The 14,820-nt window shown below is 67.4% G+C and carries 14 protein-coding genes; 9 read left to right on the top strand and 5 right to left on the bottom strand.

The window, feature by feature from the left end; translation table 11 throughout:
• Nucleotides 1–7 precede the first annotated feature (7 nt).
• Nucleotides 8–454 (bottom strand): GNAT family N-acetyltransferase, encoded by a 447-nt coding sequence (locus tag HSX14_RS03345; RefSeq protein ID WP_111259569.1) that lies wholly within the window; start codon nucleotides 452–454, stop codon nucleotides 8–10.
• A 314-nt stretch (nucleotides 455–768) separates the two neighbouring features.
• On the opposite strand from HSX14_RS03345, the gene HSX14_RS03340 reads away from it, so the two are divergent.
• Entirely contained in the window at nucleotides 769–2,946 is a 2,178-nt protein-coding gene (locus HSX14_RS03340; RefSeq protein ID WP_173177525.1) for a malate synthase G, read from the top strand.
• Between the two features lie 63 nt (nucleotides 2,947–3,009).
• On the opposite strand, the gene HSX14_RS03335 is transcribed toward HSX14_RS03340, so the two are convergent.
• The 4 genes from HSX14_RS03335 to HSX14_RS03320 all read right to left on the bottom strand — a co-directional run bounded on the left by HSX14_RS03335 (nucleotide 3,010) and on the right by HSX14_RS03320 (nucleotide 5,152).
• Nucleotides 3,010–3,576 (bottom strand): TetR/AcrR family transcriptional regulator, encoded by a 567-nt coding sequence (locus tag HSX14_RS03335; protein ID WP_173177523.1) that lies wholly within the window; start codon nucleotides 3,574–3,576, stop codon nucleotides 3,010–3,012.
• 62 nt (nucleotides 3,577–3,638) lie between these two features.
• The gene (locus HSX14_RS03330) at nucleotides 3,639–4,046 is read right to left on the bottom strand and encodes a PaaI family thioesterase (RefSeq protein WP_173177521.1); all 408 of its coding nucleotides are present in this window, start codon (nucleotides 4,044–4,046) and stop codon (nucleotides 3,639–3,641) included.
• Nucleotides 4,046–4,471, bottom strand: a complete 426-nt coding sequence (locus HSX14_RS03325) for a PaaI family thioesterase (protein ID WP_173177519.1) — start codon at nucleotides 4,469–4,471, stop codon at nucleotides 4,046–4,048. The genes HSX14_RS03330 and HSX14_RS03325 overlap by 1 nt, the downstream gene beginning before the upstream one ends.
• A 171-nt stretch (nucleotides 4,472–4,642) precedes the next feature.
• Nucleotides 4,643–5,152, bottom strand: coding sequence for a response regulator (locus tag HSX14_RS03320; RefSeq protein ID WP_111259574.1), 510 nt, complete (start codon nucleotides 5,150–5,152; stop codon nucleotides 4,643–4,645).
• A gap of 284 nt (nucleotides 5,153–5,436) precedes the next feature.
• Between HSX14_RS03320 and HSX14_RS03315 the strand changes: the two genes are divergently transcribed.
• The 8 genes from HSX14_RS03315 (at nucleotide 5,437) to HSX14_RS03280 (ending at nucleotide 14,725) form a co-directional block, all read left to right on the top strand.
• Nucleotides 5,437–7,371: a putative nucleotidyltransferase substrate binding domain-containing protein gene (locus tag HSX14_RS03315; protein ID WP_173177517.1), complete on the top strand. Its 1,935-nt coding sequence runs from the start codon at nucleotides 5,437–5,439 to the stop codon at nucleotides 7,369–7,371.
• Complete coding sequence (locus tag HSX14_RS03310) at nucleotides 7,368–8,078, top strand: 3'-5' exonuclease (RefSeq protein ID WP_173177508.1); 711 nt, start codon at nucleotides 7,368–7,370, stop codon at nucleotides 8,076–8,078. The genes HSX14_RS03315 and HSX14_RS03310 overlap by 4 nt, the downstream gene beginning before the upstream one ends.
• Before the next feature lie 128 nt (nucleotides 8,079–8,206).
• Complete coding sequence (locus HSX14_RS03305; RefSeq protein ID WP_173177506.1) at nucleotides 8,207–8,725, top strand: RNA polymerase sigma factor; 519 nt, start codon at nucleotides 8,207–8,209, stop codon at nucleotides 8,723–8,725.
• Entirely contained in the window at nucleotides 8,722–9,672 is a 951-nt protein-coding gene (locus HSX14_RS03300; RefSeq protein WP_173177504.1) for a FecR domain-containing protein, read from the top strand. Before HSX14_RS03305 ends, HSX14_RS03300 begins: the two co-directional genes overlap by 4 nt.
• Nucleotides 9,673–9,829: 157 nt before the next feature.
• Complete coding sequence (locus tag HSX14_RS03295; protein ID WP_173177502.1) at nucleotides 9,830–12,274, top strand: TonB-dependent receptor; 2,445 nt, start codon at nucleotides 9,830–9,832, stop codon at nucleotides 12,272–12,274.
• A 140-nt stretch (nucleotides 12,275–12,414) separates the two neighbouring features.
• Nucleotides 12,415–13,536, top strand: a complete 1,122-nt coding sequence (locus HSX14_RS03290; RefSeq protein ID WP_173177501.1) for a PepSY-associated TM helix domain-containing protein — start codon at nucleotides 12,415–12,417, stop codon at nucleotides 13,534–13,536.
• A complete protein-coding gene (locus tag HSX14_RS03285) occupies nucleotides 13,533–13,697 on the top strand; it encodes a hypothetical protein (RefSeq protein ID WP_173177499.1) in 165 nt (54 codons plus the stop codon). Before HSX14_RS03290 ends, HSX14_RS03285 begins: the two co-directional genes overlap by 4 nt.
• A 77-nt stretch (nucleotides 13,698–13,774) precedes the next feature.
• Complete coding sequence (locus HSX14_RS03280) at nucleotides 13,775–14,725, top strand: Vgb family protein (RefSeq protein ID WP_173177497.1); 951 nt, start codon at nucleotides 13,775–13,777, stop codon at nucleotides 14,723–14,725.
• The last annotated feature ends 95 nt before the right edge of the window (nucleotides 14,726–14,820 follow it).

Raw genomic sequence — 14,820 nt, 5'->3', positions numbered from 1 at the left:
GGCCGCCTCAGGCGAGGCTCAGCCAGTAGGTCAGGTACACCTGGTCGCGCACATAGCCCAGGCGCTCGTAGAGCGCCTGGCCGGCCAGGTTGGTCTTCGCCGTCTCCAGCTGCAGGCCACAGGCGCCGGTGGCCTCGCCGTGGGCGCGAGCGGCGTTCATCAGGTCTTCGCCCACGCCCTGGCGGCGGGCATGCGGGGCGACGTAGAGGTCGCTGAGCAGCCAGGCGGGCGCCATGGCAAGGGACGAGATGAAGGGATAGAGCTGCACGAAGCCCTGCGCCCTGCCTTCCAGGCTACGCGCGATGAACAGCACCGAGTCGCCACGCGCCAGGCGGTCGCCGAGGAAATCGCGCACCTCGCCCAGCGGCCGCGGTACTTCATAGAAATCCAGGTAGCCGGAGAAGAGCTCGGCCAGTTCATCGATATCGGCAGCGGTTACGGCATGCACGGCCATGGGAAACTCCATTTTTTGTAGTGTGGGCAGTATAGAAAAGAGCTGAAGGTAGTCCCGGAATATGCGTTTACAGGCTGCGGCACTGGGTCGCAGACACGATTTTTCATTAATCGTGTACGTTTTTAAGATTTTTCTGGAACAATCCACCTGTTTCTTGAGAACATTCTGCCCCCGCCGTGACTGCAAGGCGTTTTCTGGTCGCATAGCGACGCACGCCCATGATTTTTACGACGGCTTCATGTAGTATGCCGCGGCTCGGACTACAAGCACTGGAGCACGGTCCGCAGCGGATATTGAGCAGAGTGAGGCAAGCAATGACTGAGCGCGTTCAAGTCGGTGGCCTGCAGGTCGCCAGAGTCCTGTTCGACTTCGTGAACAACGAAGCCATCCCCGGAACCGGCATCAGCGCCGAGAAGTTCTGGGCCGGCGCCGAAGCGGTCATCAATGACCTGGCGCCCAAGAACAAAGCCCTGCTCGCCAAGCGCGACGAACTCCAGGCGCAGATCGACGCCTGGCACCAGGCCCGCGCCGGCCAGGCCCACGATGCCGTGGCCTACAAGGCCTTCCTCCAGGAAATCGGCTACCTGCTCCCCGAGCCGGCCGACTTCCAGGCCACCACCGCCAACGTCGACGAAGAGATCGCCCGCATGGCCGGCCCGCAGCTGGTGGTGCCGGTGATGAACGCCCGCTTCGCCCTGAACGCCGCCAACGCCCGCTGGGGCTCGCTGTACGACGCGCTCTACGGCACCGACGTGATCAGCGAAGAGAACGGCGCCGAGAAGGGCAAGGGCTACAACAAGGTCCGCGGTGACAAGGTCATCGCCTTCGCCCGCGCCTTCCTCGACGAAGCCGCCCCGCTGCACGACGGCTCTCATGTCGACGCCACCGCCTACGCCATCAAGGACGGCGCCTTCGCCGTGACCCTGAAGGACGGCACCGAGACCGGCCTCAAGGACACCGCCCAGTTCATCGCCTTCCAGGGTGATGCCGCGGCCCCGCAAGCCCTGCTGCTCAAGCACAACGGCCTGCACTTCGAGATCCAGATCGATCCGAACAGCCCCATCGGCAAGACCGATGCCGCAGGCGTCAAGGACGTGCTGATGGAAGCCGCCCTGACCACCATCATGGACTGCGAGGACTCCGTCGCCGCCGTCGATGCCGACGACAAGACCGTGGTCTACCGCAACTGGCTGGGCCTGATGAAAGGCGACCTGGCCGAGAGCGTGTCCAAGGGCGGCGAGACCTTCACCCGCACCATGAACCCCGACCGCGTCTACACCAGGGCCGACGGTTCCGAGCTGACCCTGCACGGCCGCAGCCTGCTGTTCGTGCGCAACGTCGGTCACCTGATGACCAACCCGGCCATCCTCGACGCCGCCGGCAACGAGATCCCGGAAGGCATCCAGGACGCGCTGTTCACCAGCCTGATCGCCCTGCACAACCTCAACGGCAACACCAGCCGCAAGAACACCCGCACCGGCTCGGTCTACATCGTCAAGCCGAAGATGCATGGCCCGGAAGAAGTCGCCTTCACCACCGAGATCTTCGGTCGCGTAGAGGATGTGCTCGGCATGCCGCGCAACACCCTCAAGGTCGGCATCATGGACGAGGAGCGCCGCACCACCATCAACCTCAAGGCGTGCATCAAGGCCGCCAGTGAGCGCGTGGTGTTCATCAACACCGGCTTCCTCGATCGCACCGGTGACGAAATCCACACCTCCATGGAAGCCGGCGCCGTCGTGCGCAAGGCCGCCATGAAGAGCGAGAAGTGGATCGGCGCCTACGAGAACAACAACGTCGACATCGGCCTGGCCACCGGCCTGCAGGGCCGCGCCCAGATCGGCAAGGGCATGTGGGCCATGCCCGACCTGATGGCCGGCATGCTCGAACAGAAGATCGGCCACCCGCTGGCCGGCGCCAACACTGCCTGGGTCCCGTCGCCGACCGCAGCCACCCTGCACGCGCTGCACTACCACAAGGTCGACGTATTCGCCCGCCAGGCCGAACTGGCCAAGCGCGCGCCGGCTTCGGTGGATGACATCCTGACCATCCCGCTGGCGCCGAACACCAACTGGAGCGCCGACGAGATCCAGAACGAACTGGACAACAACGCCCAGGGCATCCTCGGCTACGTGGTGCGCTGGATCGACCAGGGTGTCGGCTGCTCCAAGGTGCCGGACATCAACGATGTCGGCCTGATGGAAGACCGCGCCACCCTGCGCATCTCCAGCCAGCTGCTGGCCAACTGGCTGCGCCACAAGGTGGTGACCGAGGAGCAGATCCTCGCCAGCCTCAAGCGCATGGCCCCGGTGGTCGACCGCCAGAACGCCAACGACCCGCTGTACCGCCCGCTGGCCCCCAACTTCGACGACAACGTGGCCTTCCAGGCCGCCGTCGAACTGGTGGTCGAAGGCACCAAGCAGCCCAACGGCTACACCGAGCCGGTCCTGCACCGTCGTCGCCGCGAGTTCAAGGCGAAGAACGGCCTGTAAGCCCCGCTCCAAGAAAAACCGCCCCTCGGGGCGGTTTTTTCATGCCTGTAGAACGCCTGGCGATCAGGGCAGCAGCGGCAGCAGCTCCGCCTCGATCAGCTCCAGCGGTCGCAGCGAGCGCTGTACCCGGGCCACGCCCAGCGCCCCTTCCAGCGCGGCGATCAGCAGCCAGGCACGGCGTTCGGCCACTGCGGCGGCAAGCCCGTCGGCGAGCAGTGCCCGTTCGAAAACGCCATGCCAGCCGCCCAGCGCGGCGCCACAGCGCCGGTGAACACCCTCGAGCTCATCGTCGATGCTCAAGGTGGTGGCGAAGATCGGGCAGGACTCGGCGTAGTCCGAGGCCTCCAGCCAACCGCGCAGCGTCGCGGTGAAGCCCAGCAGCGCGTTGCGCGCATGGGGCGCCCGGTTCGCGGCCTGCTCGAGATGCGCACGCACCTCGGTGGCGACGAAATCGATGGCGGCGCCGACGATCTCCGGCTTGCCATCGGGGAAGTAGTGGTAGAGCGAGCCCTTGGGCGCTTCCGAGCGGGCGATGATGTCGCCCAGGGCCGTTCCGAAATAGCCCTTGCTCGCCAGCAGTGAAGCGGCAGCGCGGACGACGCGATCGGCAGCGTTGGATTTCTTCGGCAAGGGAACCTCTCCAGGAGCGATGGCGCGCCGGTCACCCGGCGCGCGCAAAGCATGCCCGAGCCTCAGGGAATATGAAACACGGCGCTGCCGCGGGCCACGGCGTGTTCCCCGCAGCGCAGGTCCGCACTGGCGAATGCCAGGCGCTGGCCCACCTTGTGGATCGTCGTGCGGACTTCCACCAGGTCCCCGAGCCGAGCGGCGCCGCAGAAATCCAGGCTCAGGTTCACCGTCGCCATCGCCAGGGGCGGGTCCTGGGAGAAGGCCGTGGAATAGCCCAGCGCCACATCCGCCAGGGTGCAGAGCAGACCGCCATGGGCCGTGCCCCGCAGGTTGCAGTGCTTCTCCCCGATACGTACTGCGATCACCAGGCCGCCACTCTCGTCGCGACGGGAATACAGCGGGCCCAGCAGATCGAGGAATGGGCTGCTGCGAAACAGCGGCTCGTAGCCGTCAGGCACTTCGCTCTCCATCAGCGCGCGCCCTCGCCGCCGACCTTGGCCACCGTGGCCAGAGCCACCAGCTTCTCCTCGCCGGCCTTGATCGCGAAGACCTCGGCGAAGGTCGCCAGTGTCCGGCTCGACGCCTTCAGCACCCGCCCCCGGGCCACCAGGCGCTCGCCCACCGCCGGCGCCAGCAGGTTGAGCGTGTACTCCGAGGTCACCACATCCCCCGCCACCGAGGCCGCCGCCCAGGCGCAGGCGCTGTCGGCCATGAAGCCGACCACCGCCCCATGTACGAAGCCGTGATGCTGGTGCATCACCTCCGGCTTCACCTCGACCTCCAGCTCGACGGCACCCGCGCCGATGGCATTGACGCGTGCCCCCATCAGCGCGGCGAACGGGGTGGCGTTGATCACCGCTTCGAGTCGTTCCTGCAAACGCGGATCGTGGTTCATGACGCTTCCTCCTGAAAAGTGGCCGGCTTTCTATATAGACCGGTCTAACTATTCTGATCACAAATCGATCGGCTACAAGCAGCCGGCAGCCCGCATCAGGCCGGCGAATGCCGGGCCAACCAGCGGATCGATGGGGAAATGGAGAAAAGAAAAAACCGCCTTGCGGCGGCTTCAGGCGCTTTTCAGCGCGAGGACTTCGGCCTTCGCTTGCCTCGCCCTCACCGGAGGCTTGCTCGGCGGCGTGCCCAGCTCGTTGCGCACCAGCGTGACCAGGCGGGTGATGTCCACGGGCTTGAGAAGGAAATCCACCACCTTCATGTGCATGGCCTCGATGGCGTCCTGCACGTCGGCATCGCCCGAGGACGAGGTGATGATCACCGGCAGGCTCGCCCGCGCCGACTGGCGCACCTGGCGGACCAGCTCCAGGCCGCTGCCGCACTGCATGTGCAGCTCGGTCACCAGCAGGTCGATGGAGGGCCGCGCCAGCAGCAGGGCCAGGGCCTGCTCGCCGCTGTCGGCAGTGATGCAACTGATGCCGTGGGCGGTCAGGCGATCGGCCAGGGAGTCGCGGGCGGCTTCGTCATCGTCCACCAGCAGCACGCTGGGCTGGGCGTTCGGCACGCGCACCAGTTCATCCAGGGCTTTCATCTCCTCTTGGCTCAGCAGGTCACCGTAATTCATGGATTCCACCTCGTAGCGGCCATCGCAGGCACGCTGCTCCGCGCAAAGTCAGAGTGCGCGGGATTACGCGTGTGTGATAGCGGAACATCATAAGAGTTCCCGTTTCGCCGCCGAACGGTGCAAAAAATGACCAGCGCAACGGTGGCGCGCGCAAACCCTCGCCCCAGACGGCTGCCGCCACACCGGGAAGCGGCCGGGGCCGGCTCTATACTTACGTCCAATGTGCAGCGCCGCCCCGGCCACCGACCATGCACCCACAACAAGAGCGCCGTGGAAAACACAGCATGAGCACGACCGACGCCTTCGCCCAGGCGGGCAAGCAGGCGGTGATGCAGAACGTCCATGGCACCATGGAATTCCTGCAGAAGTTCCCCCCCTTCAACCAGATGGAAAGCGCCCACCTGGCCTACCTGGTGGAAAACTGCCTGCTGCGCTTCTACGGGCGCGGGGAATCCATCATCAAGCCCAGCGACGGGCCGGTCGAACACTTCTACATCGTCAAGCAGGGCCGCGTGGTCGGCGAACGCCCGCATTCGGCCAAGCGCGGCACCGAGACCACCTTCGAGATCGCCGGCGGCGAATGCTTCCCCCTCGCCGCCCTGCTGGGCGAGCGCGCCACCCGCACCGAGCACCTGGCCGGCGAAGACACCTTCTGCCTGCTCCTGGCCAAGCCCGCCTTCGTGCGCCTGTTCGCCATCTCCGGCCCGTTCCGCGACTTCGCCCTGCGCGGCGTCAGCAGCCTGCTCGACCAGGTCAACCAGCAGGTGCAGCTGCGCGCGGTGGAAACCCTCGGCGCCCAGTATTCGCTCGACACCCGCCTCATCGACCTCGCCGTGCGCCAGCCCATCGCCTGCCCGCCGCACATGCCGCTGCGCGATGCCGTGCGGCTGATGCACGAGAACCAGGTGGGCAGCATCGTCATCGTCGACGAGCAGCAGCGGCCCCAGGGCATCTTCACCCTGCGCGACCTGCGCCGGGTGATCGCCGACGCCTGCGCCGACCTCGGCCAGAGCATCGCCGGGCTGATGACCCAGCAACCCTTCCACCTGCCGCCGGATGCCAGCGCCTTCGATGCCGCCATCGCCATGACCGAGCGCCACATCGCCCACGTCTGCGTGGTGGAGGACGGCCGCCTGCGCGGCGTGGTCTCCGAGCGCGACCTGTTCTCCCTGCAGCGCGTCGACCTGGTGCACCTGGCCCGCACCATCCGCCACGCCGGCCGCGTCGAGACCCTCGCCGCCCTGCGCAGCGACATCCAGCGCCTGGTGGACAGCATGCTCGCCCACGGTGCCAGCTCCACGCAGATCACCCACATCATCACCCTGCTCAACGACCACACCGTGTGCCGGGTGATCGAGCTCGCCATCGAAGAGCAGGGCGACCCGGGCGTCCCCTTCACCTGGCTGTGCTTCGGCAGCGAAGGGCGCCGCGAGCAGACGCTGCACACCGACCAGGACAACGGCATCCTCTTCGAGGCCCGCGACGCCGCCGAGGCCGCCGCCATCCGCGGGCGCCTGCTGCCCCTGGCCGAGCGCATCAACCAGGACCTGGCCAGATGCGGCTTCGAGCTGTGCCGCGGGCGCATCATGGCCGGCAACCCCGAGCTGTGCCTGTCGCGCCAGGAGTGGAGCCGCCGCTTCGCCGGCTTCATCCGCGAAGCCACGCCGGAAAGCCTGCTCGGCTCGAGCATCTACTTCGACCTGCGGGCCGTCTGGGGTGAGCGCGAGGGCTGCGAGCAACTGCGCCGCGAGGTGCTCGCGCAGGTCGCCGACAACCGCCTGCTCCAGCGCCTGATGGCCGAGAACGCCTTGCGCCAGCGCCCGCCCGTGGGCCGCTTCCGCGATTTCGTGGTGGCCCGCAAAGGCGCCGAGAAGGACACCCTCGACCTCAAGGTCCAGGGCCTCACCCCCTTCGTCGACGGCGCACGCCTGCTGGCCCTCGCCCATGGCATCGAGAGCTGCAACACCCTCGAGCGCCTGCGCCAGCTGGTCGCCCACGAAGTGATCGACGCCCAGGACGGTGCCGCCTTCGAAGAGGCCTACCACTTCATCCAGCAGACCCGCATGCAGCAGCACCAGCAGCAGGCCCGGCAGGGGCTGCCCTTCACCAACCGCCTCGACCCGGACAGCCTCAACCACCTGGACCGGCGCATCCTCCGCGAATCCTTCCGCCAGGCCCAGCGCCTGCAAGGCAGCCTCGCGCTGCGCTACCAGCTATGAACGCCCTCGCCTGGCTCACCCGCCGCCATCGCCCGCAGCTCAGCGAGGCCCAGCAACGCCGCCGCGACGCCCTGGCGGCGCCGCTCGGCCTGGACGACCGACCGCTGCGCGAACAGCGCTTCGTGGTGCTCGACCTGGAAACCAGCGGGCTCAACATGAGCCGTGACCTGGTGCTGTCCATCGGTGCGGTGAGCATCGAAAACGGCGCCATCGACCTCGGCCACCAGTTCGAGGCCACCCTGCACCGCGAAACCGGACGGGTCAGCCCCAGCGTGCTCATCCACGGCATCGCCCCCAGCGAATCGGCCGGAGGCGTGGAGCCCGCCGAAGCCCTGCTGGCCTTCATGGAATACCTGGGCGACAGCCCGCTGCTGGCCTTCCACGCCCCCTTCGACCAGCGCATGCTCGCCCGCGCCCTCAAGCGCGACCTCGACCATCGCCTGCAGCATCCCTTCCTCGACGTCGCCGAACTGGCCCCGCTGCTGTGCCCCGACGCCGGCATCCGCAACGGCGGGCTGGACTCATGGGCCGAGTACTTCGGCCTGCAGGTTCAGCAACGCCACCACGCCAGCGCCGATGCCCTGGCCACCGCCGAGATGGCCCTGATCCTCTTCAGCCGCGCCCGCCAGCAGGGCCTCGACAGCCCCGCCGCCCTCGCCGCCGCCCTCACCCGCAGGCAGCGTCGCCAGCAACAACCCGGTCTCTGAGCCAGCGCCACGCGAACGGTCGTCGCCAGCCGACGGCCTGCGATTGCGGCCGGGTGCCAGCATCGGCATAATTGCGAATCATTCTCGCTCCATTTCCTACCAGCCTGCTTCGCGCGGCGGAGGTTGCAGTGTCGCTTGGGGAAACCACGAACCATGAGCTGGCGGGCGCGCTCTATCGCGACCATCGCGACTGGCTGCTCGGCTGGCTGCGCCGCAGCCTGAGCTGCCCCCATCGGGCGGAAGACCTCAGCCAGGACGCCTTCGTGCGCATCCTCGGCAAAGCCGACCTGCACCAGGTGCGCGAGCCCCGCGCGCTGCTCACCACCATCGCCCGTGGCCTGCTGGTGGACCATTTCCGCCGCAGCGCCCTGGAACGCGCCTACCTCGAGGAACTGGCCCGGGTCCCCGAAGCCGTGCAGCCGGGCCTGGAGGAACAGGCGCTGATCCTCGAATCCCTGCGCGAGATCGACCGCCTGCTGGGCACGCTCTCCAGCAAGGCGCGCGCCGCCTTCCTCCACAACCGCGTCGACGGCCTCGGCCACGCCGAGATCGCCGAGCGCCTGGGCGTTTCCGTGCCGCGCGTGCGCCAGTACCTCGCCCAGGGCCTGCGCCAGTGCTACATCGCCCTCTACGGTGAACCGACGTGAATCGCGCCCCGGTCTCCTCGCAGGTCCTCGACGAAGCCATCCACTGGCAGCTCTGCCTGGGCTCCGGTGAAGCCAGCGCGGGCGAGCAGGCGGAATTCCTCCACTGGCACGCCGCCAATGCAGAACACGCCCGCGCCTGGGCGCAACTGGCCGGCCTGGACCAGCAATTCGTCGCCGCCGGCAACGCCCCGGCCCGCCGCGCCCTGCTGCGCTCCCCGCGCCGCATGCGCCGCAGCGCCAGCCTGCTCGGCCTGGTCCTGGTCGGTGCCCTCGCCCTGGGCCTGGCCAACCCGCAACGCCCCCTGAGCGACTGGCTGGCCGACGAAGTCACCGCCAGCGGCGAACAACGCGACCTGCTGCTGCCCGACCGCACCCATGTGCGCCTCAACAGCCGCAGCGCCCTGGACATCGAGTTCGACCCGGCCCAGCGCCGCATCCACCTGCGCCGCGGCGAAATTCTCGTCGAGACCGCACACGGTGACCCGCGCCCCTTCGTGGTCGGCACCGAGGACGGCGACCTGCGCGCCCTCGGCACGCGCTTCCTGGTGCGCGCCGAGAAGGACGGCACGCGCCTGATCGTCCTGCAGTCGGCCGTCGCCGCCCACCCGGCGCGGGCCGATGAAGAGCGCATCATCAAGGAAGGCCAGCAGGTGCTGATGAACAGCACCCGCCTGGACACCAGCGAGAGCGCGCCGGTCGGCGCCGACGCCTGGACTCGCGGCATGCTGGTGGTGGAGAACGCGCGCCTGGCCGACCTGCTGGAACGCCTGGGCGAGTACCGCAGCGGCTACCTGGGCGTCGCCCCGGAAGTGGCCGACCTGCGCATCAGCGGCAGCTTCCCCCTGAATGACAGCGATCTCGCCCTCGACGCCCTGCCCCCCAGCCTGCCCGTGCGCATCGAACGCCATACCAGCTGGTGGACCCGCGTGGTGCCCGCCGAGAAATAGCGCTGCTAACCGCGTTCCCCCGCGTAGCCCGGGCTCCGGCCCGGGAAATCACCTTCCGGCGGACATTCGAAAAATATTTCGCAGGGCCCCTATCACTTTTCTATCCTGATCCGGCAACAGGTCATTGAGACTTATTTCCTATCAGGAGTCGTTCGCAATGACGTTTGCCTTCCGCCCCAGCTTCCGTCCCAGCCTGCTCGCCGTCGCCATCGTCCTGAGCAGCCTGTCCGCCCATGCCGTCGCTGAAACCCAGCAGTACAAACTGCCCGCCGCGCCCATGGCCAGCACCCTGAGCCGCATCGCCAGCGAAGCCGGCATCGTCCTGAGCATCGACCCGAGCCTGACCAGCGGCAAGACCTCGCAACCGGTACAGGGCGAATACAACGCCGAAGGCGCCCTGCGCGCCGCCCTCAGCGGCAGCGGCCTGCAGCTGGTGAAAAGCCCGGCGGGCACCTTCAGCCTGGAGCCCCTGGCGGAAACCGGCCTGGCCCTGCCCGACGTCAACGTCAACGCCCGCGCCGCGGCACAGGACGGCAGCGCCGCAGCCGGCTACCGCACCGAGAACGTGAAGAACGTCGGCGCCCTGGGCGGCATGCGCCTGCAAGATACGCCCTACTCCATCAGCGTCGTCTCCAAGGAGATGCTGCAGAACACCCAGACGACCTCCACCGACGACGTCTTCAAGCGCAACCCCTTCACCCAGCTCTACTCGCCGAAGAACGCCGGCTACGCCAGCGCCGTGGCCATTCGTGGCTTCAGCTCCGCCGGCAACCTGAGCATCGCCAACGATGGCCTGCGCTATTCCACCGGCTTTGACTCCGGCAACTTCGTCGAGGAAATGGAGCAGATCGAGATCCTCACCGGCCTCAGCGGCTTCCTCTATGGCCCGGCGAACCCCGGTGGCCTGGTCAACTACGTGATCAAGCGCCCCACCTACGAACGCTACAACAGCGTGACCCTGGGTAATGCCGGTGGCGAGAACTACTACCTGCACGGCGACTTCGGCGGCCCCATCGATGACCAGGGCGTATTCGCCTACCGCGTCAACGTCCTGACCCAGGACGGCGAGACCGCCATCGACCTGCAGAAACGCCGCCGTCAGATGATCAGCCTGGCACTGGACTGGAACGTCAGCGATGACCTGCTGATCCAGTTCGACGCCTCCCACAAGAAGAACGAAGTGCGTGGCCTGAGCAGCTATTGGTATTTCGGTAACCAATCGTTCCGCCCTGACGCCAAGGACCTCGACAACGACAAGCTTTACAGCCAGCGCTGGGCGTTCTCCGACAGCGAGCACGATCGCGTGGGCTCCCGCTTCAACTGGCGCCTGGATGATGTCTTCACCCTGCGTGGTGCGCTGGGCTACAGCCAGTACACCCAGGAATACGTCTACACCGGCCCGACCGTATACAGCGCTGGCGCCTACACCCAGCCGCTCTATGCATTCGCTCCGGAGGAAACCGAAGAGACCTCCGGCAACCTGTTCCTGGATGCAGCCTTCAACACCGGCTCCATCGGCCACAAGGCCACCCTCGGTTACCAGGGCAACATCGTCCGCGTGCGCAACTACACCGACCACATCCCCTATACCTCGGGAACCTTCTGCGGTGTAGCCGGCATGGGTCCTCAGTACCAGGACGTGGCATGCGGCGCGTCGCCGTTCAGCTCGACTCCCCAGGTCAGCAAACCCAGCTACTCCATCGGCCACGGTGACCAACTGCTGGCTTCCCGTACCGAGTCCAACAACTACCTGATTGGCGATGTAATCACCTTCAACGAGCAGTGGTCAGCGATCCTTGGCGTCACCCACACCCAGATCGAGACCTTCAATGACAACTTCGTCTGGGCAACTGCCATGCCGGCGTTCTTCCCACGCCAGCAGACCACCTATGACGAGTCCAAGACCTCGCCCCACGTCTCGCTGATCTACAAGCCGACCACCTGGCTCACCACCTATGCCACTTACATCGAAGGTCTGCAGGCCGGCGGTATCGCCCCAAATGGCACCATCAACTCCGGCGCGGCCATGAGCCCGGAAGTCAGCGAGCAGTATGAGATCGGCGCCAAGGCCCAATGGGGCGAGGCTCTGTTCACCCTCGCGCTGTTCAATATCGACAAACCCAACGCCTACACCAACGCTGCCAACTTCTACGTTCAGGACGGTCGTCAGGAAAACAACGGTCTGGAGTTCGGCGTCACTGGCAAGGTGTTGCCCGAACTGACCCTGGTAGGCGGCATTACGCTGCTTGACCCGGAAGTGAAGAAAAGCAGCGTGGCGGCCAACGAAGGGCAGAAGCCCACCAACGTCGCTTCGCAACTGGCCAAGCTCTACGCCGAGTACGACGTGAACGACCTGCCGGGCTTTGCCCTGACCGGCGGCGCCTACTACACCGGCAAGCAGTATGCAGACGAAGCCAACCACTACAGCCTGCCGTCCTTCACCACCTTCGACGCCGGTGCCCGTTACCGCATGCCGGTGGCCGACAACACCCTGACCCTGCGTGCCAATGTCAGCAACCTGGCCAACAAGGAATACTGGCTGAACAGCTCCTACCTGGGTGACCCGCGCACCCTGACCTTCTCCGCTCAGCTGGAGTTCTGATCCACCCGTGACCACGAAGGCCGGCGCTGCCGGCCTTCGTCATTGATAGGCCCGGCACAGAGGATCGAAGCCTTGTGCAGGGCCCACCTGGGCGGCCGTGTAACCCTCGCGAGAAGGGGAAAGAGCCGCTGGAGAAGCCGATGAAAACCACCACCCTCCGCCGCTGGTCCTTCGTCCACACCTGGACCAGCCTGATCTCGACGGCCTTCCTGCTGCTCCTGGCGCTGACCGGCCTGCCGCTGATCTTCCACCACGAGATCGACCACCTGCTGGGCGACGCCCCGGTGCTGCGCGAGATGCCGGCGGATGCGCCGCGCCTCGACCTGCAGCAGCTGGTGCAGGCCGCCGAGGCCCACCGCCAGGGCGAGGTGGTGCAGTACCTGGGCTGGGAAGACGACGAGCCCAACGGCGTGGTGGCCATCACCGCCGCCACCGCCGGCACCGAGCCCAACTCTTCCCACACCTTCATGCTCGACGCCCGCAGCGGCGAGCCGGTGGCCATGCCCTCGGCCAACGGCGGCTTCATGATGACCATGCTGCGCCTGCACGTGGACCTGTTCGCCGGGCTGCCGGGCAAGCTGCTGCTGGCCTTCATGGGCCTGCTCTTCGTGGTGGCGATCGTCTCCGGCGTGGTGCTCTACGCACCCTTCATGCGTCGCCTGGAGTTCGGCACCGTGCGCCACGAGCGCTCCCCCCGCACCCGCTGGCTGGACCTGCACAACCTGATCGGCATCGTCACCCTCACCTGGGCCCTGGTGGTGGGCGTCACCGGGGTGATCAGCGCCTGCGCCGACCTGGTGATCGCCGCCTGGCGCAACGAGAGCCTGGCCGCCATGGTCGAGCCCTACCGCAACGCCCCGCCGCTCACCGACCGGGCCCCGGCCACGCGCCTGCTGGAGATCGCCGCGAAGGCGACGCCGGGCATGGCGGCGGACTTCATCGCCTTCCCCGGCACGCGCTTCTCCAGCGAGCACCACTACTCGGTGTTCATGAAAGGCAGCAGCCACCTCACCTCGCACCTGTGGACCCCGGTGCTGATCGACGCGCGCACCCTGGAGGTGACGGCCGTCGGCGAGCGCCCCTGGTACATGGACGCCCTGGCCATGTCCCAGCCGCTGCACTTCGGCGACTACGGCGGCCGGCCCATGCAAGTGCTGTGGGCGACACTCGATGTGTTGACCATCATCGTCCTCGGCAGCGGGCTCTACCTGTGGTGGGTACGCCGACGCGTCCCGGCGCGCCGGCGGGAGGCCACGGCATGAACCTGACGCGCATCTTCGCCGTGCCCGCGCTGCTGGCCGCGCTGACCGCCATCGGCCTGGTGGGCGCGCTGCTCGGCGACGGCATCTGGGATGCCCTGGCCTGGGTCGGGCTGGGCATCCCCGCCGTCCTCGGCATCCGCCCCCTGCTGCTGCGACGCTGAGCCGCCGGGGAAATTCGCGGCGAACCCTTGGAGCGTGACGGCGTCCATACGTCTGTGTCCCAGACCTGGAGGTCGCCATGCTCCGCAACGCCGTAGCGGCCCTGTTCGCCGCCCTGCTCAGCACGACCGTGCTCGCCGCCGAGGTGAAGTACTTCCCCCTGCCGCCGGGCAGCGGCCCGCGCGATGTGGCCCCCGCCACCGACGGCCGCGTCTGGTACACCGCGCAGAAACTCGGCCTGCTCGGGCTGCTCGACCCCATGACCGGGCAGAGCCTGCAGGTCGCCCTCGGTTCTGGCTCCAGCCCCCGTGGCGTGGTGGTCGGCCAGGACGGCGCGGCCTGGGTCACCGACGCCGGGCTCAATGCCCTGGTGAAGGTCGACCCGGACCGTCTCGCCACCAAGCACTACCCGCTGCCGGGCAACGCCGCCAACGCCGGCCTCAACAGCGCCACCTTCGATCGGGCCGGGATGCTCTGGTTCACCGGGCAGAACGGCTTCTACGGACGCCTGGACCCGAAGAATGGCGACATCAAGGTCTGGCCCGCCCCCGGTGGCGCCGGGCCCTACGGCATCACCACCACGCCCAACGGCGAGATCTGGTACGCCAGCCTCGACGGCAAGCACATCGCCCGCATCGACGCCGCCTCCGGCCACGCCGAAGTGATCGCCTCACCCGAGGCGCAGCAGGGCCCACAGCGCATCTGGAGCGATTCGAAGGGCACCCTCTGGGTCAGCGAAAGCGGCAGTGGCAAGCTCAGCCGCTACGACCCGCTGGCCAACGCGTGGAACAGCTGGGCCCTGCCCGGCGACAAGGCCGATGCCCACGCCATGTTCGTCGACGAGCAGGACCGCATCTGGATCAGCGACTTCGCCAGCAATGCCATCCTCCGCTTCAACCCCTTCAGCCAGCGCTTCACCGCCTTCCCCAGCGACCAGGCCAACGCCCGGGTGCTGCAGCTCTCCGGGCGCATCGGCGAAGTCTGGGGCGCGGAATCGGGCCTCGACCGGCTGGTGATGATCAGGGATTGAGCAGCCCACGAACCAACCAGTAGGGGCGAATTCATTCGCCAAGCGGCACGCAGTGCCGCCGTAGGTTGGCGCCGAGCGCAGCGAGGCCCAACGGT

Origin of the sequence: Pseudomonas tohonis, from assembly GCF_012767755.2 — a bacterium.
Classification (GTDB): domain Bacteria; phylum Pseudomonadota; class Gammaproteobacteria; order Pseudomonadales; family Pseudomonadaceae; genus Metapseudomonas; species Metapseudomonas tohonis.
This window is presented reverse-complemented; position numbering and strand designations above follow the sequence as displayed.

Excerpts from the sequence above, each read along its gene's own strand:
- HSX14_RS03345 (WP_111259569.1), bottom strand. The coding sequence starts at position 454 with ATGGCCGTGCATGCCGTAACCGCTGCCGATATCGATGAACTGGCCGAG.
- HSX14_RS03340 (WP_173177525.1), top strand. The coding sequence starts at position 769 with ATGACTGAGCGCGTTCAAGTCGGTGGCCTGCAGGTCGCCAGAGTCCTG.
- HSX14_RS03330 (WP_173177521.1), bottom strand. The coding sequence starts at position 4,046 with ATGGAGAGCGAAGTGCCTGACGGCTACGAGCCGCTGTTTCGCAGCAGC.
- HSX14_RS03325 (WP_173177519.1), bottom strand. The coding sequence starts at position 4,471 with ATGAACCACGATCCGCGTTTGCAGGAACGACTCGAAGCGGTGATCAAC.
- HSX14_RS03320 (WP_111259574.1), bottom strand. The coding sequence starts at position 5,152 with ATGAATTACGGTGACCTGCTGAGCCAAGAGGAGATGAAAGCCCTGGAT.
- HSX14_RS03315 (WP_173177517.1), top strand. The coding sequence starts at position 5,437 with ATGAGCACGACCGACGCCTTCGCCCAGGCGGGCAAGCAGGCGGTGATG.
- HSX14_RS03310 (WP_173177508.1), top strand. The coding sequence starts at position 7,368 with ATGAACGCCCTCGCCTGGCTCACCCGCCGCCATCGCCCGCAGCTCAGC.
- HSX14_RS03295 (WP_173177502.1), top strand. The coding sequence starts at position 9,830 with ATGACGTTTGCCTTCCGCCCCAGCTTCCGTCCCAGCCTGCTCGCCGTC.
- HSX14_RS03290 (WP_173177501.1), top strand. The coding sequence starts at position 12,415 with ATGAAAACCACCACCCTCCGCCGCTGGTCCTTCGTCCACACCTGGACC.
- HSX14_RS03285 (WP_173177499.1), top strand. The coding sequence starts at position 13,533 with ATGAACCTGACGCGCATCTTCGCCGTGCCCGCGCTGCTGGCCGCGCTG.
- HSX14_RS03280 (WP_173177497.1), top strand. The coding sequence starts at position 13,775 with ATGCTCCGCAACGCCGTAGCGGCCCTGTTCGCCGCCCTGCTCAGCACG.